18 protein-coding genes and 1 tRNA gene are annotated in these 20,253 nt (G+C 59.9%); 14 read left to right on the plus strand and 5 right to left on the minus strand.

What is annotated here, in order from left to right:
* Positions 1–272: 272 nt before the first annotated feature.
* From ABIB48_RS04605 to aroQ, 6 genes are all read left to right on the plus strand, one after another.
* Positions 273–1,595 carry an ABC transporter substrate-binding protein gene (locus tag ABIB48_RS04605; protein ID WP_354212277.1) on the plus strand — a complete coding sequence of 441 codons (1,323 nt, stop codon included), beginning with the start codon at positions 273–275 and terminating at the stop codon, positions 1,593–1,595.
* A gap of 108 nt (positions 1,596–1,703) precedes the next feature.
* Entirely contained in the window at positions 1,704–2,678 is a 975-nt protein-coding gene (locus ABIB48_RS04610) for a carbohydrate ABC transporter permease (RefSeq protein WP_110105158.1), read from the plus strand.
* Positions 2,678–3,586, plus strand: coding sequence for a carbohydrate ABC transporter permease (locus ABIB48_RS04615; protein WP_110105159.1), 909 nt, complete (start codon positions 2,678–2,680; stop codon positions 3,584–3,586). The genes ABIB48_RS04610 and ABIB48_RS04615 overlap by 1 nt, the downstream gene beginning before the upstream one ends.
* A 70-nt stretch (positions 3,587–3,656) precedes the next feature.
* Positions 3,657–4,436 carry a DeoR/GlpR family DNA-binding transcription regulator gene (locus tag ABIB48_RS04620; RefSeq protein WP_110105160.1) on the plus strand — a complete coding sequence of 260 codons (780 nt, stop codon included), beginning with the start codon at positions 3,657–3,659 and terminating at the stop codon, positions 4,434–4,436.
* 24 nt (positions 4,437–4,460) lie between these two features.
* Positions 4,461–6,647, plus strand: coding sequence for an alpha-galactosidase (locus ABIB48_RS04625; protein ID WP_110105161.1), 2,187 nt, complete (start codon positions 4,461–4,463; stop codon positions 6,645–6,647).
* 54 nt (positions 6,648–6,701) lie between these two features.
* Entirely contained in the window at positions 6,702–7,172 is a 471-nt protein-coding gene (gene aroQ, locus ABIB48_RS04630; RefSeq protein ID WP_354212278.1) for a type II 3-dehydroquinate dehydratase, read from the plus strand.
* Between the two features lie 57 nt (positions 7,173–7,229).
* Here the strand turns inward: aroQ and ABIB48_RS04635 are convergent, their stop codons facing one another.
* A complete protein-coding gene (locus tag ABIB48_RS04635; RefSeq protein WP_218867972.1) occupies positions 7,230–8,432 on the minus strand; it encodes a MarP family serine protease in 1,203 nt (400 codons plus the stop codon).
* A gap of 253 nt (positions 8,433–8,685) precedes the next feature.
* Between ABIB48_RS04635 and ABIB48_RS04640 the strand changes: the two genes are divergently transcribed.
* Positions 8,686–9,363, plus strand: coding sequence for a Crp/Fnr family transcriptional regulator (locus tag ABIB48_RS04640; protein WP_038465875.1), 678 nt, complete (start codon positions 8,686–8,688; stop codon positions 9,361–9,363).
* A 267-nt stretch (positions 9,364–9,630) separates the two neighbouring features.
* Here the strand turns inward: ABIB48_RS04640 and ABIB48_RS04645 are convergent, their stop codons facing one another.
* From ABIB48_RS04645 to sp36, 3 genes are read right to left on the minus strand one after another with little or no spacing between them, the layout of a single operon-like run.
* Positions 9,631–10,509 carry an NUDIX hydrolase gene (locus ABIB48_RS04645; protein WP_110105163.1) on the minus strand — a complete coding sequence of 293 codons (879 nt, stop codon included), beginning with the start codon at positions 10,507–10,509 and terminating at the stop codon, positions 9,631–9,633.
* Positions 10,510–10,558: 49 nt separating this feature from the next.
* On the minus strand, positions 10,559–11,050 hold the full coding sequence (locus ABIB48_RS04650) for a RidA family protein (RefSeq protein ID WP_110105164.1): 492 nt from the start codon (positions 11,048–11,050) through the stop codon (positions 10,559–10,561).
* Positions 11,047–11,202: a Sp36 family protein gene (gene sp36, locus ABIB48_RS04655; protein WP_170120892.1), complete on the minus strand. Its 156-nt coding sequence runs from the start codon at positions 11,200–11,202 to the stop codon at positions 11,047–11,049. Before sp36 ends, ABIB48_RS04650 begins: the two co-directional genes overlap by 4 nt.
* A gap of 36 nt (positions 11,203–11,238) precedes the next feature.
* Here sp36 and ABIB48_RS04660 point away from each other — a divergent pair, with 36 nt between their 5' ends.
* From ABIB48_RS04660 to ABIB48_RS04690, 7 genes are all read left to right on the plus strand, one after another.
* A complete protein-coding gene (locus ABIB48_RS04660; RefSeq protein WP_354212279.1) occupies positions 11,239–13,515 on the plus strand; it encodes a transglycosylase domain-containing protein in 2,277 nt (758 codons plus the stop codon).
* A 12-nt stretch (positions 13,516–13,527) separates the two neighbouring features.
* Positions 13,528–14,478, plus strand: a complete 951-nt coding sequence (locus ABIB48_RS04665) for a metallophosphoesterase (RefSeq protein ID WP_354212280.1) — start codon at positions 13,528–13,530, stop codon at positions 14,476–14,478.
* Between the two features lie 63 nt (positions 14,479–14,541).
* Positions 14,542–15,114: an META domain-containing protein gene (locus ABIB48_RS04670; RefSeq protein WP_354212281.1), complete on the plus strand. Its 573-nt coding sequence runs from the start codon at positions 14,542–14,544 to the stop codon at positions 15,112–15,114.
* A gap of 135 nt (positions 15,115–15,249) precedes the next feature.
* A tRNA-Pro gene (locus tag ABIB48_RS04675) sits at positions 15,250–15,326 on the plus strand.
* A gap of 93 nt (positions 15,327–15,419) precedes the next feature.
* A complete protein-coding gene (locus ABIB48_RS04680; RefSeq protein ID WP_110105168.1) occupies positions 15,420–15,773 on the plus strand; it encodes a zinc ribbon domain-containing protein YjdM in 354 nt (117 codons plus the stop codon).
* Positions 15,774–15,819: 46 nt separating this feature from the next.
* Positions 15,820–17,814 carry a DUF6541 family protein gene (locus ABIB48_RS04685; protein WP_354212282.1) on the plus strand — a complete coding sequence of 665 codons (1,995 nt, stop codon included), beginning with the start codon at positions 15,820–15,822 and terminating at the stop codon, positions 17,812–17,814.
* Positions 17,815–17,948: 134 nt separating this feature from the next.
* Positions 17,949–19,193 (plus strand): helix-turn-helix domain-containing protein, encoded by a 1,245-nt coding sequence (locus ABIB48_RS04690; protein WP_354212283.1) that lies wholly within the window; start codon positions 17,949–17,951, stop codon positions 19,191–19,193.
* 90 nt (positions 19,194–19,283) lie between these two features.
* Here the strand turns inward: ABIB48_RS04690 and ABIB48_RS04695 are convergent, their stop codons facing one another.
* Positions 19,284–20,243: a phosphoribosylaminoimidazolesuccinocarboxamide synthase gene (locus ABIB48_RS04695; protein ID WP_354212284.1), complete on the minus strand. Its 960-nt coding sequence runs from the start codon at positions 20,241–20,243 to the stop codon at positions 19,284–19,286.
* Positions 20,244–20,253: the final 10 nt, after the last annotated feature.

Here is a 20,253-nt window from a genome sequence, read left to right on the forward strand (position 1 = left end):
ATAATCCGCCGCCGAGCTGGCCCTGCGCAGGTTTTCCCTCCGTGCAGGACCTCCTCGGCGGCGGATTTCCTCTTTAAACCACCAAGACACTTCACCGCCGGAACGTTGACGGAAAACCCTTACCGAACGGATGCGTGTCACTAAAGCGACAAAAGCGACACCAAACCGTGATCAATATTTTTGTCTTTTGAGTATTGACGTTCTTTTTTGAACAACTCATGCTTGTTTCATGTGATCCAATTCACAGGCTGCATTTTTCAAAGGGAGAAATCATGTCACGAAACGAAGAACGGTCCTCCGGCGGAATCATCCTCCCGGGCTTGGACCGCCGCACACTCTTGAAGACCATCGGCGTCGGTGCCGTCGCCGCGGCCGGCATCCCGCTCTTGTCCGCCTGCACAGGCGGCTCCGGTCCCAACGCTGACCCCTCCGCATCAAAGTCGCTCACCTTCGGTTCCGGTTCCTCCGATGATGTTCCCAAGGCCGCGTACAAGGCCGTAACGGATGCTTTCACCGCGAAGTCCGGTGACACCGTCACCTCCAACGTTGTTCCCCACAATGACTTCCAGAACAAGATCGCTACCTACTTGCAGGGCAGCCCTGATGACTCCTTCACCTGGTTCGCCGGCTACCGCATGCAGTACTACGCCAAGCAGGGCCTACTCTCCCCCATCGATGACGTGTGGGAGAAAATCGGCGCCAACTTCTCCGAGGGTATGAAAAAGGCGGCCACGGGCCCCGACGGCAAGATGTACTTTGTTCCGAACTACAACTACCCGTGGGGCTTCTTCTACCGCAAGAGTGTCTGGGCTGAGAAGGGCTATGCGGTCCCCACCACCTTTGACGAGCTCAAGGCCCTGTGCGCCACGATGAAAAAAGATGGGCTCATCCCCATCGAGTTCGCCGACAAGGACGGCTGGCCGGCCATGGGTACCTTCGATTACATCAACATGCGGCTGAACGGCTACCAGTTCCACATGGACTTGACCGCGCATGAGGAATCCTGGGACCAGCCCAAGGTCTCGGCCGTCTTTGACACGTGGCGGGAAATGCTTCCTTACCAGAACCCGGGAGCCTTGGGCATGACGTGGCAGGATGCTGCCATCAACATGGGCAAGGGCAAATCCGGCATGTACCTGCTGGGCTCCTTCGTGACCCAGCAGTACACCGACGCAACGCTTCTGGCAGATATTGATTTCTTCCCGTTCCCGGAGATTGCCATGGAGGGCCAGGACGCTGTGGAGGCGCCCATTGACGGTTTGCTGCTGTCTAAGAAGGGCGGCAATAACCAGGCGGCCCGCGACTTCGTCGAATTCATCGGCACCCCTGCCGGTCAGGATGCCTACGCGAAGGTGGACCCGTCCAACATCGCCACGGCCAAGGGCGCCGATACCAGCAGCTTGAGCCCCATGATGAAGAAGTGTGCTGAAACCATAGCCAACGCCAAGAGCATCAGCCAGTTCTTTGACAGGGACGCCTTGCCGGCCATGGCTAACAATGTGATGATCCCTGCCCTGCAGGGCTTCATCAAGGACGGCAAGATCGATGTGAAAAACCTCGAATCGCAGGCCAAGGCCCTGTACGCAGCCCAGTAGCTGCCTTTGAGGTGGCGGGTCAGGACAACGCATCAAGGCCCGCCACCTCAAGAAACCATCAGCACTGAGACTTTGCCACCGACCCCCGCAAGAAAACGAGTTGCCGCCATGAGCACGCCAACCGAAGTTTCCGAACCGTCCACCCCAGATGGCAGGGCTGCACGCCCCGCCGGAGCGCCAGTGATCAAGGCCCGCCGCGTCCGGCGCCTTTCAAAGAGTGACAAGGTGATCCTTGGCTTCATGATCGGCTTGCCCACACTGATCCAACTGCTGTTCGTGTGGATCCCCACGTTACTGTCCGTCTTTTTATCCTTTACGCGATGGAACGGCCTGGCCCTTTCAGATATCCGCGCGGCCGGGTTCGCGAACTTCAGCTACGTCTTCAACGACAGCCCCGCGTTCTGGCCGGCCGTCCAGCACAACATCCTGTGGCTGGTATTTCTCGCTGTCATTGCCACACCGCTGGGGCTGCTGCTCGCCGTACTTCTTGACCAACAGATCAAGGGCAGCAAAATTTACCAGAGCGTCTTCTTTGTTCCGGTCATGCTCTCACTGGCCCTAGTTGGCATCATCTGGCAGCTGTTCTACCAAAAAGACAACGGCCTGCTGAACTTCCTGCTCGGCACGGCAGGCACCCCGGAAGCCGTTGACTGGTTCGGGGATCCCAGCGTCAACATCTGGGCCGCCCTGGTCGCTGCCACGTGGCGGCATGCCGGCTATGTCATGATCCTGTATTTAGCTGGCTTGAAGGGCGTGGATGCCTCACTGAAGGAAGCTGCGTCCCTAGACGGAGCTAACGCCCGCCAAACATTTTTCCGCATTGTCTTCCCGGCCATGGCCCCCATCAACATCGTCATAGTGGTCATTACCATCATCGAGTCCCTGCGTGCCTTTGACGTTGTCTGGGTCATCAATAAAGGAACCAACGGTTTGGAGCTCATCAGCGCCTTGGTCATCACTTACCTGATTGGTGAAGGCCAGTCCATCGGTATTGGCTCCGCCTTTGCCGTGATCTTGCTTGTCATCTCCCTCGTACCGATCACCATCTACCTGTCCCGGACGTTCCGGAAGGAGAAGTTCTGATGTCTACCTCCACCCGCACACGCACCGGAAAGTCCCAACAAGCAGTGGGCCACGGCCTCAGCCGTCCGCACTACGGCACCCACATCTTTTTGATCGTCATGTCCATCATGTGGCTCATACCGCTTGGTTGGGCACTGTTCACGGCGCTGCGGCCCAAAGCCGATACCGACAAGTACGGCTACTTCAGCCTCGGCGGAGCGTTTAACTTTGACAACTTCGTCACCGCCTGGACCCAAGGCGGCTTCCCCCAGTACTTTATGAACTCGCTCATCATCACGGTCCCCACCATTATTTTGGTGCTGTGGATGAGCTCCATGATGGCGTTCGCCGTCAGCCGGGTCAGCTGGAAATTCAACATCAGCATGTTGATTCTTTTCACTGCCGGGAATCTGCTGCCCCCGCAGGTCCTTGCCACGCCGCTGTTTGAAATGTTCAAGCTCACCCAACTGCCCTACTGGTTCAGCGATTCCGGCTCCTTGCTGAACACTTACATTTCAGTCATCATTGCCAACACCGCATTCCAGATCGGCTTCTGCACCTTTGTGCTCTCCAACTACATGAAAGCACTCTCAGCCGATCTGACGGAGGCAGCTCTGGTGGACGGTGCCGGGCTGTGGCGCCAGTACGCTTCGATCATCATGCCGCTGTGCAAGCCGGCTGTCGCCGCGCTGGCAACACTGGAACTGATCTTCATCTACAACGACTATTTCTGGCCTCTGCTGTTTATCCAAAGTGGCGACAGGCTCCCTGTCACCACCGCCATCAACAACCTGCAGGGAACCTTCCTCTCCAACTACAACTTGTTGGCCGCTGGCGCCATGATCACCGTCATTCCCACCCTGATCATCTATTTGGTGCTGCAAAAGCAGTTTGTTGCCGGCCTAACACTGGGCTCCAGCAAGGGATGATCATGTGCCCTGCCCGGAGCATCTGGGCCAGCCACTATTCAACGAGTCATGAACGAACAGGGAGGGACACATGCTGGCAGATGCGAGGCGCACGGAGATTGTGAGCGCAGTGACCCGCGAGCGCGTGGTGCGGGTCTCGGACCTGGCCGATCTGCTGGGAGTGTCCCTGGTGACGGTGCGCCGGGACATAGAGGCCCTGAACGACGCCGGATTGGTTCAGAAAATCCATGGCGGCGCCAAGGTTCCCGGAGCCGCGGGGACGCATGAGCCCGGATTTGAGCTCAAATCCACGCAGGGCACGGCAGAGAAGCAAGCCATTGCCCGCGAGGCGGTGAAATTGGTCAGTGACGGCATGGCGATTGGCCTCAGCGCGGGCACCACCACCTGGGCGTTGGCCAAGGAACTGGTGGGTAAGAAGAACCTCACAGTAGTGACTAACTCCATGCGGATTGCCGATGTCTTTGCGAGCCCCCGCTCCCAGGTGGCCGTGATCCTTACAGGTGGCGAGCGCACACCCTCGGATGCTTTGGTGGGGCCCATCGCCACGGCGTCCATGCGCCAGCTGCACCTGGACGTACTCTTCCTTGGTGTGCACGGCGTGGACGGGGTGGCCGGCTTTACCACCCCCAACCTGCTGGAATCGGAGATGAATAGGGCCCTCATTGGGGCCGCCCGCACCGTAGTTGTGCTGGCCGATCACAGCAAATGGGGCACGGTGGGCATCAGTACCATTGCCGCCCTTGAGGAAGTTGACGAGGTTATCAGCGACGAACTGCTCGGCACCGAGGCCCGGCGCACCCTCCGGGAACGCGTAGGCACGCTGCGTCTTGTGTCCGTCCCCGGCCAGTAAAAACCAAATTCCCTAGGAGATCCCATGCCCGTTATTCACCTGCGCCGGGACGGCGTGTCACTACTTCTCGGAGCAGGCCCGGAAGCTGCGGAACTTCTGCATTTCGGCCCGGACCTCGGCCCCACTGTGCCGGACCCCACCAGCTTTCTCGACGCCGTCCCGCACTCTGCGCTGGATTCCCCCGTTCCGCTGGGTTTGCTCCCGCAAGCATCGGACGGTTGGCGAGGGAGGCCCGGGCTGCGTGGTTACCGCAAAAATACAGGTGAAGAACCCCGCATAGGCACCCCCGTGGCCGGCTTCTCACCTCAAATGCGCGTGAGTGGCTGGTTCCAGTACGAGCACAGCGCCCGCATCGAGCAAATTGACACGGATCTGGGCCTGACCGTAGCCACCACACTTGAATTGCATGGCGGCGGTCTGCTGGAGATCCGGCATGAACTGCGGAACAGCGGAACCGGTGGCTTCGCACTCGAGGCACTGGCCGCCGTGGTACCTGTGGGTGCTGCGGGCACCGAGGTGTTGGATCTGACGGGGCGCTGGTGCCGCGAGCGCCACCCGCAACGCAGCCCCCTGCGGCAGGGCACGTGGGTTCGTAGCGGGCGCCACGGGCGCACTGGGCACGATTCCCCGCTGCTGATGGCTGTTGGCACCGAAGGGTTCGGCAACCGCCATGGGCAGGTATGGGCAGGGCATTTCGCGTGGAGCGGGGATCAGGAGAGCTTTGTGGATACGGTGGCGGACGGGCGCACCGTTTTGGGTGCGCAGGAGTTGCTAGGGGCTGGTGAGCTGGTGCTGGCACCGGGAGAATCGTACGCAACGCCCGCCTATTACGCGGCGTACTCGGATCACGGCCTGGACGGAATATCGGAGGCATTTTACGCCTGGTTCCGGGCCCGCGGAAACCACCCGGCAACCCCGCGCCCCGTGGTGCTGAACGTGTGGGAGGCCGTGTATTTCAACCACGATCTGGGGGTACTGACCGAACTGGCGCAGCAGGCGGCGGAGCTAGGTGTGGAGCGTTTTGTGCTTGATGACGGCTGGTTCCGGCACCGCCGCAGCGATAACGCCGGGCTCGGGGACTGGTACGTTGATCAGGATATCTGGCCGCAGGGCCTGCATCCGCTGATCGAGGCTGTGGCCTCCCGCGGCATGCAGTTTGGGCTCTGGGTGGAGCCGGAGATGCTCAACGTCGATTCCGATGTGGCGCGGGCACACCCCGAGTGGATCTCCGGTCCGGTAGTTAGGACGGAGATCCACGGGACGGGTAGCACCCCACCGGGCGCTGAAACCCGGCTACCGCGTGAGTGGCGCCAGCAGCAGGTCCTGGACCTGGTTAATCCGCAGGCATGGCAGTACGTGTTCGACCGTCTGGATGCGCTCCTGAGCGAGTACCCCATCGGCTATTTGAAATGGGATCAAAACCGGGACTTGGCCGAGATGGGCCACCATGGCGCGCCCAGCGTGCACCAGCAGACACTCGCCGCCTACAGGCTGTTCGATGCGCTCAAACAGGCGCACCCAAGGCTGGAAATTGAAAGCTGCTCCTCTGGCGGCGCGCGTGTGGATCTGGGGATTTTGGCCCACACGGACAGGGTGTGGGCCTCTGACTGCAATGACGCTCTGGAACGCCAAACCATTCAGCGCTGGACATCCATGGTGCTTCCGCCGGAACTCATGGGATCCCACATTGGCCCCGGCACCTCACACACCACGGCCCGTACACATGACCTCTCTTTCCGCGCCATCACAGCACTGTTTGGCCACTTCGGCATGGAGTGGGACATCAGGGAGGTAGTTGGTGCCCAGCGTGAAGAACTGCGCCAGGCCATTGCCCTGTACAAAAAACACCGGGAACTCATCCACACCGGCACCATGGTCCGCGCAGACGTCCCTGACCCAGCCCTCTGGCTGCACGGGGTGGTGTCCCAGGACCGCTCGCACGCGCTGTTCGCGCTCGTAGCCCTGAGAACCTCGTATCAGGAACAGCCGGGGCGGGTAGCGGTCCCCGGGCTGGATCCGGACACCAGCTACCAGGTTCGCGTGGTTTATCCCGGCCCGGAATCCTCCGGCGACACCAACATTCAGCGGGCCGCGCCACCTTGGGTTGCGGACGGGGTGGTGGCCACGGGACGGTTCCTTGCCGCCGCCGGGCTGCCCATGCCCATCCTGAATCCGGAGCACGCCATAGTGTTGGAGTTTGTGGCGCAATGACCTGCGGATGGGAACCTCGGCAGCGCCTGCGCCTCCGTGGGGCATTATTAAGTCATGACTTCTACAACTGCTGATTCGAGCGCTGCCAGCCGTGGCACCCTGCTGATCCTCAACGGACCCAACCTAAACCTGTTGGGTACCCGGGAACCGGAGATTTACGGCTCGGCTACCCTGGCCGACGTCGAACAACTCACCACGGCTGCTGCCGAGGCTGCGGGTTTCACCGCCACGTGCCTGCAGTCCAACCATGAGGGTGCCCTGGTGGACGCCATCCATGATGCCCGCGGCACGGCGGTGGGGATCATCATCAACGCGGGGGCCTACACCCACACCTCGGTGGCGCTGCGGGATGCCATTGCCGGAGTGCAACTTCCCACGGTGGAGGTGCACATTTCAAATGTTCACCAGCGCGAGGAATTCCGGCACCATTCCTACTTGTCATCGGTGTGCTCCACCATCATTATTGGCGCGGGGATTCACGGCTACGAACTCGGTGTGAATTACCTCGATAAAACACTGGCGTAAATGAGGCGTGCCAGCAATCGCGCTGGCGCTGAGGCGCCCCGGCGAGTGGGGAGGCGATCAGCCAACCTTGCAGGCGCCTGCTCCCACAGCGTTGCTAAGTGATGGCGCCGCCGCAATGACAGGGGCAGCTTCAGCCATTGTCAGGGCGAAACCCACCTGCTCGTTGGAGGTGGCCTTGGCGAACACCACACCCACCACGTGCCCGTCCTTGTCCAAGAGCGGTCCGCCGGAGTTCCCTGACTGGACGTTGCCGGCGAGTTGATACACGTCAAGGAGTGATTTTGCTCCGCCCGTGATGTCAGGAACCAGCATGGGCCCGGAGGAAAGAACTGTGGCCGGTCGCACTTGCAAGGGCCCTCCCAGCGGATAGCCGGCAAAGGCTGCCGCAGTATTTCCGGGGACCGTGGCCGCTGTTGGCAGAGGTGTCGCATCAAGTGAGTCCACGGCCAGCACAGCCAGATCCTTAACGGCGTCAAAATAAACCACCTTGGCAGGGAGTGCACCTTGAGTTTGTGTCTGCACTATGGGCATCGAAACGCCCGCTACCACGTGGGCGTTGGTGAGGACGCGGCCGGGGGAAACCACAAACCCGGTACCCGTCTGGTTTTGCCCGCATTGGAAGGCGGTTCCGGAAATTTTCATGACGGACTTAGCCGCTGCATTCCAGGCAGGGGTGTTGGTGTCAGTGGTGGGAGCGGCCACCTCAACATTGGGTCCGGTGGGGTTCAGTAACGCCGGAATACCTTCTTCAAGCACCAAGGAACGTACTTGGGCCACGGCAGCCTTGACCGGGTCCGGGGTCCACGCCTCAATGCGGGAGATCACTTGGGATTTACCCAGCTGCGCAGAGACTAAGGGGATACCTAGGTTTCCTACTCCGAAGGCGAGGATGGAGATGACCAGGGAGCCCACCACCACGTTGAGGGCTCCGCCTAGGAGTCGATTCACGGCACGGATAGAGTCAGATTTCACACCGCGTCCTATGGCTCTACCGAGCTTCATGCCCAAGGCGTGGCCTATGGCCATAAGGAGAATGGTGGAGCCAATAACCATGGCGGTGCGCCAGCCTGGGCTTGGCGCAAATTGGCTGATGAAAGGGGCAGCAAAAAAGGCGCCGAGCGCCCCGGCAACAAATCCGGCAATTCCGCCCAGACCCACCACCAGCCCTGCTTTGAGACCGTAAATGAGCTGCCACAACAACCACAACACCAGCACCGCATCCAGCCAGGAAAAACCAAACACGTTCTTGTGTGCTCCCATCAGTGGCTGCTCCGGCCTGCCCGGTTAACCGTTGAGACGGCGAATCTGGAACCGGTGGTTCCTGAACGCTAGATAGTCCCAGAGGTCATTTTACCGACCGCACCAGAAAATCTGCTGATCATTGACTGTTATCAATCTGTCAATATGCTGACAAAGACGCCTTACAATGCCAAATTGGTCACAAAAGGTGAAAATATCTGAAAGAATCAGTATCAGGTCATAACTTTATCGTTACTTATTCTTAGGAGATTTCATGGACATCGAGGTATTGCGCCGGGCACCACTTTTTGCCACGCTCGACGATGAGGCATTCCGCCTTTTGACTGACGAACTGGCAGAGGTTGACCTTTCCCGCGGCGCTTCGGTATTCCGTGAAGGCGACCAGGGCGACCAGCTGTACTTCATTGTTTCCGGCAAGGTGAAGTTGGGACGCACCTCATCTGATGGCCGTGAGTCACTCGTTGCCATCCTCGGCCCGGGCGAGCTTTTCGGTGAAATGGCACTCTTCGATCCGGCTCCTCGCAGCACCACTGCCACCGCCGTGTCCGAGACCCGCCTGGCCGGTTTGAAGAACGAATCTCTCAACGCCTTGCTGCGCAACCGCCCCGAGGTGTCCATGCAGTTGCTGCAGGCACTGGCCCGCCGCCTGCGCCGCACCAATGACAACCTCTCCGACCTCGTCTTCTCCGACGTTCCCGGCCGTGTTGCCAAGGCCATCCTGGACCTGGCAGACCGCTTCGGCCGTCCCGCCACCGACGGCATTTTGGTTGCCCATGAGCTCACACAGGAAGAGCTGGCCCAGTTAGTGGGCGCTTCACGTGAGACCGTGAACAAGGCCCTGGCTGAGTTCGTCCAGCGCGGCTGGCTGCGCCTAGAAGCCCGCGCCGTTGTCATCTTGGACGTCAACCGTCTGCGCCAGCGTTCACGCTAACCTTTTCTCTGCCGAAGGACCCGCTGCGAGCTTGCGAGTAGTGGAAGGCAGCGCACGGAAGCGGCCCGGTCACCAAAAGGTGACCGGGCCGCTTCCGTTTTTAAAACAACCCCCAAACGCTATCCCACCAATGGTCAATTTTTACCGAACGCTGTCCCACCAATGGGCGTGCGCGGAACCCTAAGTGAGATACCGTCCGTGAAAAACGCACCATTGCTGCGATAGCGTCGGAAGAAGAGGAAAAGGAGGAGGCGGAAGGGGGGCGGGTTAGCGTTCCCGGCAGGGCCCGCCCTCGGATGCCGGGGCCGTGGCCACTTCCAGGTTGAGCGCGCCGTCCGCACCCACCACAAGGGCAGGCTGATATTCGTTGATGGGGCGTTTGTGGTTCAAATACGCGATGCACCCGCGCGCCGCGGCAATCTTCTCCAGAATGATCTCCACCCCGGGAACAACCAGTTCATCGAGGCAATGCCCCGTGGTGGCAGGTGTGCCAATCTCGTTGCCTAACAAGGTGGTGTTGCGAGCTGTCAGAATTTCGCCGGGATTGACCCACCGGCCCCAGATACCCTTGCTCGCAAGCAGCGTGGGCTCTTGTGTAACGGGCAAGGCCGCAGCAAAGTACCTGGTGTCAAAACGCCTATGAGCAAAATCTGGGCTAAGCCAGTGGCTCAGCGGCTTGAGCAGATCGGTGCGCAGGGCTAAACCGTACCGTTCCAGTACAGAGGCAAAGGTGATCTCCTGCGTGGCGATCAACTCGCGGGCCCGCATCCATTCGGGCCCATTGATGTCTTCCACAAGAGATGACGCATCGGCCCCCGCCAGCAGAACACCCGTCTCTTCAAAGGTTTCCCGGATGGCTGCCACCACGTGGCGCTTGGCCAAGCCAATGTCCAAGGTGCCCAGGCTCTTGGCCCAAACAACAGGTGAGGGACCCACCCAGTCGGTGACGTCGTCGTCCGCGGCTTCAATGGTGCCACCGGGAAACGCCACGGCCCCCAAGGGGGAGCCGCCCGGACGGTACGTCAAAAACGTCTTGGGGCCGGCGGGGCTGTCCTTCAACAGCACCACCGACGACGCCGGACGCGGTTTGCCAGGGGTGCGTGCACCAAAATCAAGCCACGCCTGCGCGGCTTCGCGCTGATCCATGTTCAGCGGGAAGCTCCGCTTGCCTGCGGGCCTAAAACCCGCCGGGTCGCTACTGGAATTCGGCAATCAGCTCAACCTCGACGGGTGAATCCAACGGCAAAACCGACACGCCGACGGCGGAGCGGGCGTGGACGCCTGCCTCACCAAATATTTCACCCAAAAGCTCGGAAGCTCCGTTGATGACGCCCGGCTGGCCGGTAAAGGACGGATCGGAGGCCACAAAACCAACAACCTTTACGATCCTTGTCACGCGGTCAAGATCTCCCAGGACGCTTTTCAGAGCCGCAATGGCGTTGATTGCGGAGGTTGCTGCCATGGATTTTGCGTCCTCAGCGGAAACCTCGGCACCAACTTTGCCGGTCCCTGTGAGTTTGCCGTCAATAAAAGGCAGCTGTCCCGAGGTGTAAACATGGTGACCCGAGATGATGGCCGGCACGTAGGCAGCTACGGGCGGGGCCACTGGGGGAAGGCTGTATCCGAGCTCAGCCAGCCGCGCTTCAATGCGCGAATTTCCTTGAGTTGGCGCTGTATTCACGGCTATGCCTTCTCTCGTTTAAGGTAAGCCACCAGGCCGCGTCCGTCAGGTCCGGGGACAACCTGAACCAGCTCCCAACCTTCGTCACCCCAGCTGTCGAGGATCGCCTTGGTGTTGTGGATAATCAGCGGAATCGTAGAGTACTCCCATTTGGTCATACTTCAAAGCGTAGCCCCTGCCGGTAAACTGGAAAAATGGCAGCAAAAAAACACCCTATTTTCGATACCGCCACAACGCTGGGTAAATTAGTTCTCTTCCTGGGCGTCAGCACTATTTGTGGTGTCCTGGTAGCAGGACTCATGGTTCCGGCAGCGGCTCTGGCCAGCACCACAACCACCTCCTCCATCACTCTCTTTGATGAGCTCCCGGATGAGATGAATGTTGGTACTCCGGCCCAGTCCTCAAAGATTTTGGCCTCTGACGGTTCTCTTCTGGCGACGTTCTATGACCAGAACCGTACCGAGGTCCCTCTTGAGGAGATCTCGCCGTTCATGAAGGACGCCATCGTTGCGGTGGAGGATGCGCGCTATTACGAGCACGGTGGCATTGACACCCGTGGCCTGATGCGTGCGGTGAGCTCCATGGTCCAAGGCGGCGGCCGCCAGGGTGCTTCCACCATCACGCAGCAGTTCGTGAACAACGTCATCATCCAGACGTATGCTGCCGATGGCGAATATGACAAAATTAAGCTGGGCGCCGACAAGGGTGTCGGTGAGAAGGTTCGCGAGATCAAGCTGGCCATCGCCATCGAGAAGAAGTACTCCAAGGACGAGATTCTGCAGGGGTACTTGAACTGGGTGCTGTACGCCAACGGCAACTTCGGCATTGAATCGGCTGCCTATAACTACTTCGGCATTCATGCCAAGGACCTGAACCTGCAGCAGTCTGCCCTGCTGGCCGGTGTGGTCAACAGCCCCCAAATCTATGATCCCATTGCCAATCCGGAGAATTCGCTGACACGTCGGAACTTGGTTCTGGACCACATGCTGGATCAGGGCATGATCGATGCCAAACAACACAAGGACGCGGTTGCCGCCAAGATTGATTTGAAGCTCCAGCCCCAGCGCAACGGCTGCACCAGCGCCGTGCGGGCAGAGTACTTCTGCGAGTACGTCAGCAATCTCTTTGTCAATGACGTGGCCTACGGCAAAACTGAGGAGGACCGCCTCAAGCTGCTGCTTCAGGGCGGTTTGACCATCAAGACCACGCTGGATCCGAAATTGCAGGACGCGGCCCAGTCCCAGATGGCGAACTTTACTCCCATGGATAACAACCCGGACAAAGTTGGCCAGGCCATTGTTTCCGTTCAGCCCAAGACTGGCAAGATCCTCGCCATGGCACAAAACACGAAGATGGCACCCCCAGAGGGGCAATGGAAAACTGATTACAACTTTGCTGTTGACCGTCTTGATGCCAAGGGCAACTCCTTGGGCGGCTCCGGCGGCTTCGATGTGGGTTCAACCATCAAGCCCTTCACCTTTGCCGAATGGCTCAATTCTGGTCACAGGACTGATGACACGGTCAACGCCTCGGTGCGCCGCTACCCCCAGTCGCGTCCGTGGACCAACAGCTGCGGCTCTACCGGCGGTTTCTATGACAGCTCCGACCCCCAAGTAGCCGAGGATCTGCAAAATGCCGACGGCCCGGACGGTATTTACTACCGGACGTACACGGCCCGGCAGGGACTCGCCCTATCTCTGAACACTGCAACCATGGCAACTGCCGCGCAGCTGGATATTTGCAACATCCAGAAGATGATGACGGCCACCGGTATCCACATGGGCAGTGACGTCACCAAGCCCTACAACGTCTCCAGCATCAGCGCACTGCTCGGCAGTGGCGAGGTTGCACCTCTGACCATGGCCAATGCCTTCGCAACGTTCGCTTCCGGTGGCATTTACTGTGCACCCATTGCTTTGCTTTCAGTCACCAACGCCAAGGGCGATAAGCTCCCAGTTCCGGGTGCAAACTGCAAGCAGACAGTGAAGCCTGAAGTGGCTGCAGGCGTGAACATGGCTCTCCAACAGGTACTGGCGCCCGGTGGTTCCGGCTACGGGATCCCGCTGCAGTACCCGGCTGGAGCCAAGACCGGTACCACCAACGATTCTCAACACACCTGGACCACCGGCTTCACCCGCGGTGTGGCTACGTCCTCGTGGGTAGGCTCGCCCGAACTAAAGGATCAGTCAATCAACGGCAAGCTCATCGCCGGCCAGCGTATCCCCTACGTTGACGGCTCCACCTATGCAGGCAAGGCCTGGCAGGGGTACATGAACCAGATTGCAGGTAACTACGATGTAGGCGCCTTCGATCCCCCGCCGGCCAGCATTGTCTACCCGCCCGCACCCCCGCCGGTGGTTGAAAAGCCCAAGCCCGGTCAGAGCCAGAATGATTCAGACCAAAAATCTGATGACAAGGGCCAGCAGAACAACGGCAACAATAAAGACAATAACAAAGACAAGAAAGACTAGAGCGCAGCTCACATGCCTAGTAAGCAAAAAGCCCCGTCCCGCTTCTCCTCTGTGAAAGCGGCGGCGGGGCTTGCCGTTGCCGCTGGTGTGGGCGCCGTGGCATACGGTTCACTAATTGAGCGAAACTGGTTTGCCCTCCGTGAGGAACAGCTGGCCATCCTGCCGCCGGGCTCCGCCCCGTTCACGGTCCTGCATATCTCCGACATCCACTTCTCCCCCGGCCAGCAGAAGAAGACCCGCTGGTTGCGGGAGCTGGCCCAGCTACAGCCCGATCTGGTGGTCAACACCGGCGATAACCTCAGTCACCCCAACGCCATTGCCCCACTTTTGGACGCACTGGGCCCGCTCATGAATTTTCCGGGCGTCTTTGTCCCGGGGTCTAATGACTATTTTGCGCCCCGCTTCAGGAATCCGTTCTCCTACTTCGCCGGCCCGTCCAAGGCCCCCCCAGTGGGTAAACACCAGCCCATTGCCCTGGACACGGAGGCTTTGCACACTGGTTTTGGCATGGGCGGCTGGGTCAACCTGACCAACCGCGCCCAGTCCCTGGCGCTGAACGGCATACGCTTTGATTTCAGTGGCGTTGACGATCCCCACCTCTCCCGGGAGCGCTATGCCGGCTGGCCGCGTGGTGCGGCCGGGCAGGAGCGCGCACCCCATGTAAAGGTGGCTGTGGCGCACGCCCCGTACCAGCGGGTATTGGACCACTTTACGGCCGACGGCGCTGACCTCATCTTGGCAGGGCACACCCACGGAGGGCAGGTTTGCATACCCGGTTATGGCGCGCTTGTCAGTAATTGTGATCTGCCCACCTGGCGTGCCAGGGGCCTCAATGATTGGGAATCCCAGGGACGTACTGCGCCGGTGAACGTCTCTGCGGGCATCGGCACCTCCCGCACGGCCCCCTTCCGTTTCGCCTGCCGCCCTGAAGCGGTTATCCTCACCCTGAGCGCCAAATCCTGAATACCAAATCCTGAGCGCCAAGTACGGAGCGCCGTTCGGCAGCCAAACATGTAAGGAACTATTGTGAAAAAATTCTTGCTTCTCATGGGAGCAGCGGTGGCCTTGGTGCTGACAAGCGCCTGTGGTTCACCGGCGTCAGGCCCGGCAGGGGAACCCGCCGCACCCGCCTCATCCTCCGGACCGGCCTCAGGAGACACCATTTCTTCCGAGGAAGATCCGTCAGCCGATGCCATGGCACCAGCATGCACCCCTGTGGCCGGCGGCATCCCAGCCACAGCCAAGGATTTTGCTTGCCTGAACCTGATCTCAGTCAGCGGCAGTGACGCCACCGGCGCACTCCCCTGGTTGGGCACCGATCCATTCACCCTGGTCACCTCGGAGCAGGACGGCGGTATCCATTTCTCGTCCAAGACCCCCTGCAACACGGTTATGAGTTCAGCCACGGTCACTGACACCACGTTCACTGTGGCCCCCAATATGGCCATGACCATGATGGGTTGCCAGAGCCCACAGAACGATTACGAAGGCTGGGTGGTGAAGTTCTTCTCGGCGCCTCTGGACTACACCGTGGCCAAGGATTCGCTGGAGCTGAGCAACAGCCACGGCACCGTCACCTTCAAACCAGCAACGCCCTGATTGCTCTGCGCAACGCAACCCTTATGTGAGAACGCTTTACCTACGAGCCCCCTCGATTTCGTGTTCAGGGCCGTTGTCCGCTATTCTTGAGAGGTTGCTTTTCCAGACCGTCACTGGTTGCGGAAAACAGCGGATCGGGGTGTGGCGCAGCTTGGTAGCGCGCGTCGTTCGGGACGACGAGGCCGCAGGTTCAAATCCTGTCACCCCGACCACATAAAAACAGCGGCATCCAACGGATGTCGCTGTTTTTTATTTGGTGGCCCCACTCGGCACCCACTTTTCACCCACCGTCTAAGATGGGAACCATGAGCGACACACTTTCACCGTGCCCCGTATGCAATTGCGAGTACACCTATGAGCTGGGTGAACTTTTGGTGTGCCCGGAATGTGCGCACGAATGGTCCCCCACCGAAGATGAGGGATCTGCCGCCGAGGCCCAGAGCGTCATTAAGGACGCCGTAGGCAATATCCTCTCCGATGGAGACACTGTCAGCATTGTCAAAACCATGAAGGTCAAGGGCAGCCCGCAGGACTTAAAGATCGGCACCAAGGTCCGCAACATCCGTTTGATCTCCCCCGTCAACGGCCATGACATCGATGCCAAAGTTGACGGGTTCGGGCCCATGAAGCTCAAGTCCAGCATTGTTAAAAAAGTTTGATCTCCGCTCTATCAGCTGAGCTGGTACTACGTGCTAAGGATCTTGGGTGAGCTCTTGGCTTGAGGCGGTGCCAGCCTTTGCCCTCGCATTGCTGATTCTGGCCCTGCCCGGAGCCGCCGTCCTGATGGCCCTGCGCATCCGCGGACTCATGGCACTGTTCCTGGCCCCAGCCGTTTCCGTCTCTGTGCTGGCCGTAAGCGCCGTGGTGGCTCCCCTGATCCATCTGCCGTGGGGCCTCCCGGTGGTGCTTTTGGGAACAGCCGTTGCTACCGTGGCAGCGTGGGCGGCACGGCGCCTCATTCCGGCGCTGAACAATATCTTGCTCATAGCGGGCCCGCGCTCACGGGTAGGGCTAGGAGCAGCACTCGCCGGCGCTGGCGTGTCCCTGGCCATCACCACGTTGTTACTGCTGTTGGTGGCCCCCACACCTGAACAGTTCACGCAGGGCTACGATTCCGTCTTCCACCTCAACGCGGTCACCCATGCGGTGGATACCAAAAACGCGTCATCCTTTGCGATTTCCAGCTTTATCCTGCCCACCATCAAGTCTTCGTTTTACCCCGGGGCGTGGCACGGGCTGGTGAGCCTGTTGATCCTAGTGAGCGGCATCAGCGTACCGGCGGCCACCAATTTGATCTGGCTGGCCGTGGCAGGGTTGGTGTGGCCGCTCAGCGCAATGTTTTTGACCCGCACACTCTTTGGCCCCCGCCCGCTTCTGCTAATCAGCGCAGGGGTGCTAGCCGCAGCGTTCCCCGCCTTTCCCTGGCTGTTGCTGCAATACGGCTCCGCCTACCCCAATTTCCTCTCCAACGCACTGGTTCCCGTAGGCATTGCACTAGTACTGCTCATTCTCCGCCCCTCCGTTCACCGCGGGCTAGAACCGGCTCAGGCCCTGACCCTGGTGGCCTTGTTCCTGCCCGGTGCCATCACGGCCCAACCCAACGGAGTTTTTAGTATTCTCCTGGTGCTGACCCCGCTGTTGGCCTATCTGATCTTTTCCTGGCTACGCACCGGGTACCGCCGTGGCCACCGCCATGGCTGGATGCGTGTGGCGCTAGTGCTGCTTGTCATAGCGGTTGCCGCCGCGGGGCTGTCAGTGCTGCCACAAATCCGCAGCCTCTTTACCTACACGAGCCCGGCATTCCTGTTCTTCCCGCTGGCACTGCTGCGCAACTTCACCCACGCACCCGCCCCCATCTGGTTCCCGGCGTTGGCGTTGACCGTCCTAATGCTCGTGGGTGTCCGGGCCGGATTCCGCCGGCCAGGTCTGCGCTGGCTGCCGGCCGCTCTGGTGCTGCTTGCCTTCACTTATCCTTTGACTGCTGGCACCAACCTCCCCTTGGCCAACATTGTGATGGCTCCCTGGTGGGACAACCCCGAGCGCATTGCCGCGCTCATGCCGCTGCTGGCAGTGCCCCTGGCCGCTCTGGGGCTGGTCCAGCTGGTCGATTTCCTGAGCACCAAGCTGCGCACCCGGAATCTTTCTCCTGCCGTGTGGCGGCGCAAGGGGAAACTTTCGACGGCGGCCGGGCTCGCCGTCGTGCTTGCCTTCAGCAACCCAGGATTGTGGCAGATGCAGGGCCAGGTGGGAATCATGTTTGAGGTGCCGGCGGAGCCTAATGGGCTGGCCCAAATTGATGCGCAGGAATTGGCGCTCATCCACAGGCTGCCCAATTACACCACCACCGAGGATGTCATCGCCAATAACCCGTACAACGGATCGGCGCTGGCCATGGCACTGGCTGATAGGCACATGCTGTTCCCGTACAGCTCACAGGGCGATCTGAGTCCGGATCTTTACACACTGCGGTTCTGGCTCAACCGGGTGGGTAGTGATCAAGAGGTGTGTGCAGCCGCCAAACGCCAGGGGGTCACTTTCCTACTGGATTTCGGCACGGACTATATCCCTGCCTTCAATGATCCGCGCTCGCTCTATCCTGGCATCACCCTGGCGGCGGATTCAGATGCCTTCACGCTCGTGGCTAGCGAAGGCCACGCCAAGCTTTATAAGCTCACTACCTGTGCTGGAGTACAGCTCTGATGAGAGCATTAGTTGGCCAATCCGCTCATTTACGCCGCATTTGACAGCTTTTGTCATGTTTTCCACAATTAGTACTGGTCGAGGCAATAGAGTTGAGCCAATAGTCGGCAACAGGTGAGTTAAAGGAATCCCCCATGGGCAGTAGTTTTGGTGATCGGCTGAAACAAGAACGGTTGGCGAGGCACCTGACCCAGGGCGAATTGGGTGGGGAATTATACTCTGCCAGCTACATTTCTCTTTTGGAAAACGCACACCGCGAACCTACGGTTGACATCATCTTGCAGCTTGCCCGGCAGCTCGATCTTGCCCCGTCGTCGATCACCGTCTGGGCCGAGGGAGCAGCCACATCGAAGGAGAGCGGCTCGCTGCGGCTTTCCCTCTACGCCCAGCAATGCTGGGATACGCGTGATTATCTAGGTGCCGCCACCAATGCGCAGGCCGCCGCCGAGCTGGCCCAGTCCAACAAGGACCTGGTCACCTGGTGGAACATGACCTTTCTGGCCGCCAATTCACTCTTGCGCCACGGCGAGGAATGCCAGGCTGTGCAGCTCTTGCAAACCTTGCTCGAACACCCCATCACCGCCGATAGTGATGCCTTGTCACTGCGCGCCCACCAGGTCATGTCTGCGGCGTCGCTGGCCCAAGGCCGCCTGCAGGAATCGATCGAGCATGGCACCTTGGCCGTCAGTATTGGCTCCGGCGACAGTGAGGAAGAGTTCGGCGCTTATTTGATGGCGTTGCAAACCCTCATTGGCGGCCTGACGGAATCTGGCAGGCTGGATGAGGCCTGGATGCATACCCAGACCCTGGCCGATGCCGTCACCGACTCCACACCTGCCCAGATGGCCGGCGAAATTCACTGGGTGATTGGCAATGTAGCGTTCATCCGGGCGGACATCCGCACGGGACTCGAACACCACGCAAAGGCCAGCAGGTTGCTCTCGCCAGCCTCAGATCTCTCACGCTGGGCCCAGTTCAACAAGGCCACTGCGTGGGTTCGGCTCATGGCAGGCGTGGTGGAGCCTGCCACCTTGCAAGCCATTGAACGCAGCGAACTAGCCCACTCTGTTGTAGGCGCCACCCTTGCGGAAACTCTTGAAGTTTCCATGCTTCGAGCCCGCTGGCACTACCTCAACAATGAACTGCCCGCGGCGTTGGAGCTGTTGGAGCGCATTGAGAAGCAGAAGGGTGAGCTGGCACCTCACATTGCAGGAGATTCAGCGTTGCTTTTGGGTAACGCTCTGCAGGCAGCCCACCGCTGCCCAGAAGCTATGGCCGCCTACACCGATGCCAGGGAGCGTTACACGCTGGCCGGTGCGCTGGACAGGGCCGCTGTAGCGCAGGATTTTATGACGGAGCTGGAGCCGGCTCACAGCTAACACTTTAAAATCAGCTGGCCTGGCGAAAGTAGTGAAATCACTCTTTTCGCCAGGACCGTTGCTGGGTTGGGTCTAGATGCTGTGTTGAGTCTAGATGAAGGTGGCGCCCGTCAGGCGTTCAAAGGCCTCCACGTAGCGGGCACGGGTGCGCTCAATGACATCGGCTGGTAGCTCCGGTGGCGGAGTATCAGAGGCGCGGTCCCAACCCGACTCCGGGCTGATCAGCCAATCCCGCACAAACTGCTTATCAAAGCTGGGCTGGGCCTGACCCGGAGCCCACAGCTCGGCATCCCAGAAACGGGAGGAATCCGGGGTCAGCACCTCGTCCCCTAATGTGATGACGCCGGTAGCCGGATCCGTGCCGAACTCCACCTTGGTGTCTGCCAAGATGATGCCGCGTTCACGGGCAATTTCCTCGGCGCGGGAGTAAATTTCCAAGGTCATGGCACGCAACGCCTCGGAGGAGTGTTCGCCCACCGTCTGAACCATTTGCGCGAAGCTGATGTTTTCATCGTGTTCGCCAACTTCCGCCTTGGCTGAGGGTGTAAAGATGGGCTCCACTAGGCGTGAACCGTCCTCCAAACCGGCCGGCAGCGGCAGGCTGCACACCGTCTGTGAGGCACGGTATTCAATCAGCCCGGAACCGGTCAGGTAACCGCGAGCGATGCATTCAATGGGGAACATCTGAAGCTTTTTGCACACCATGGCCCGGCCGGCAACAGCCGCGGGAACACCATCTTCAACAGTGGTGGCAACCAGATGGTTGGGCACGTTGAGCTGTTCAAACCACCACAGGCTCAACCCCGTTAAGATGGCGCCCTTGTCCGGAATTTCGCTGACCAGGATGTGATCGAAAGCGCTGATCCTGTCACTGGCTACCACAAGAACCACATCATCGCGGCCGGCAAACGGGGTCCGGACCGCGCCGGGGGAACCGGCAGGGTCCCCCGGCAAGGCGGAGGGGTTGGGGATATAGAGGTCACGGACCTTGCCTGAATAGACGTGGGTCCAGCCGGGCAGGGCGGGGGCAGCGGGAATAGAATAACTCATGAGGTGGCTC

This window comes from Arthrobacter sp. UYCu511 (assembly GCF_040547105.1).
GTDB classification, from domain to species: Bacteria; Actinomycetota; Actinomycetes; order Actinomycetales; family Micrococcaceae; genus Specibacter; species Specibacter psychrochitiniphilus.

Coding starts and splice junctions, on each gene's coding strand:
- ABIB48_RS04605 (WP_354212277.1), top strand. CDS start 273: ATGTCACGAAACGAAGAACGGTCCTCCGGCGGAATCATCCTCCCGGGC.
- ABIB48_RS04610 (WP_110105158.1), top strand. CDS start 1,704: ATGAGCACGCCAACCGAAGTTTCCGAACCGTCCACCCCAGATGGCAGG.
- ABIB48_RS04615 (WP_110105159.1), top strand. CDS start 2,678: ATGTCTACCTCCACCCGCACACGCACCGGAAAGTCCCAACAAGCAGTG.
- ABIB48_RS04620 (WP_110105160.1), top strand. CDS start 3,657: ATGCTGGCAGATGCGAGGCGCACGGAGATTGTGAGCGCAGTGACCCGC.
- ABIB48_RS04625 (WP_110105161.1), top strand. CDS start 4,461: ATGCCCGTTATTCACCTGCGCCGGGACGGCGTGTCACTACTTCTCGGA.
- aroQ (WP_354212278.1), top strand. CDS start 6,702: ATGACTTCTACAACTGCTGATTCGAGCGCTGCCAGCCGTGGCACCCTG.
- ABIB48_RS04635 (WP_218867972.1), bottom strand. CDS start 8,432: ATGGGAGCACACAAGAACGTGTTTGGTTTTTCCTGGCTGGATGCGGTG.
- ABIB48_RS04640 (WP_038465875.1), top strand. CDS start 8,686: ATGGACATCGAGGTATTGCGCCGGGCACCACTTTTTGCCACGCTCGAC.
- ABIB48_RS04645 (WP_110105163.1), bottom strand. CDS start 10,509: ATGGATCAGCGCGAAGCCGCGCAGGCGTGGCTTGATTTTGGTGCACGC.
- sp36 (WP_170120892.1), bottom strand. CDS start 11,202: ATGACCAAATGGGAGTACTCTACGATTCCGCTGATTATCCACAACACC.
- ABIB48_RS04660 (WP_354212279.1), top strand. CDS start 11,239: ATGGCAGCAAAAAAACACCCTATTTTCGATACCGCCACAACGCTGGGT.
- ABIB48_RS04665 (WP_354212280.1), top strand. CDS start 13,528: ATGCCTAGTAAGCAAAAAGCCCCGTCCCGCTTCTCCTCTGTGAAAGCG.
- ABIB48_RS04680 (WP_110105168.1), top strand. CDS start 15,420: ATGAGCGACACACTTTCACCGTGCCCCGTATGCAATTGCGAGTACACC.
- ABIB48_RS04690 (WP_354212283.1), top strand. CDS start 17,949: ATGGGCAGTAGTTTTGGTGATCGGCTGAAACAAGAACGGTTGGCGAGG.
- ABIB48_RS04695 (WP_354212284.1), bottom strand. CDS start 20,243: ATGAGTTATTCTATTCCCGCTGCCCCCGCCCTGCCCGGCTGGACCCAC.